The sequence below is a fragment of the Ruegeria sp. CI1 genome (assembly GCF_056536925.1).
Genome location: NZ_JBQFQP010000035.1, coordinates 1 through 1,228, shown reverse-complemented (window position 1 = coordinate 1,228; position 1,228 = coordinate 1). Strand labels below are relative to the sequence as shown.

Below are 1,228 nucleotides of genomic sequence, written 5' to 3'. Positions count from 1 at the left end.
AATGGCAAAGGAAAAGTTTGAGCGTAACAAACCGCACGTCAACATCGGCACGATCGGCCACGTTGACCACGGCAAGACGACGCTGACGGCGGCGATCACCAAGTATTTCGGCGACTTCAAGGCGTATGACCAGATCGACGGCGCGCCGGAAGAGAAGGCCCGCGGGATCACCATCTCGACCGCCCACGTGGAATACGAGACCGACGCGCGCCACTATGCCCACGTCGACTGCCCCGGCCATGCCGACTATGTCAAGAACATGATCACCGGTGCGGCGCAGATGGACGGCGCGATCCTGGTTGTGAACGCCGCCGACGGCCCGATGCCGCAGACCCGCGAGCACATCCTGCTGGCGCGTCAGGTCGGCGTTCCTGCGCTGGTCGTGTTCCTGAACAAGGTCGACCAGGTCGATGACGAGGAGCTGCTGGAGCTGGTGGAAATGGAAGTCCGCGAGCTGCTGAGCTCGTACGAATTCCCCGGCGACGACATTCCGATCGTCGCAGGTTCGGCGCTGGCCGCGATGGAAGGCCGCGATCCGGAGATTGGCGAGAACAAGATCCGCGAACTGCTGGCCGCGGTTGACGAGTACATCCCGACCCCGGAACGTGCTGTCGACCAGCCCTTCCTGATGCCGATCGAAGACGTGTTCTCGATCTCGGGCCGCGGCACCGTGGTGACCGGCCGTGTCGAGCGTGGCGTGATCAATGTCGGCGACTCGATCGAGATCGTGGGCATCAAGGACACCCAGACCACCACCTGCACCGGTGTGGAAATGTTCCGCAAGCTGCTGGACCGTGGCGAGGCGGGCGACAACATCGGCGCGCTGCTGCGCGGCATCGACCGTGAAGCGGTCGAGCGTGGCCAGGTGCTGTGCAAGCCGGGTTCGGTGACCCCGCACACCAAGTTCGAAGCCGAAGCCTATATCCTGACCAAGGAAGAGGGCGGCCGTCACACCCCGTTCTTCGCGAACTACCGTCCGCAGTTCTACTTCCGGACCACCGACGTGACCGGCACCGTGACCCTGGCGGCCGGCACCGAGATGGTTATGCCGGGCGACAACGTCGGCTTCACCGTCGAGCTGATCGCACCGATTGCGATGGAAGACGGCCTGCGCTTCGCGATCCGCGAAGGCGGCCGCACCGTCGGCGCGGGTGTCGTGTCGAAGATTATTGAATAATTCGCGCAAGCGAATATCCAAAGAAAGGGCGCCCCTCGGGGCGCCCTTTTT

Annotated in this window: 1 protein-coding gene; it reads left to right on the top strand. The window is 63.5% G+C overall.

Annotated elements, in window-relative coordinates:
* Nucleotide 1 precedes the first annotated feature (1 nt).
* Nucleotides 2–1,177: an elongation factor Tu gene (gene tuf, locus ACR0LZ_RS21130; protein ID WP_480752221.1), complete on the top strand. Its 1,176-nt coding sequence runs from the start codon at nucleotides 2–4 to the stop codon at nucleotides 1,175–1,177.
* Nucleotides 1,178–1,228: the final 51 nt, after the last annotated feature.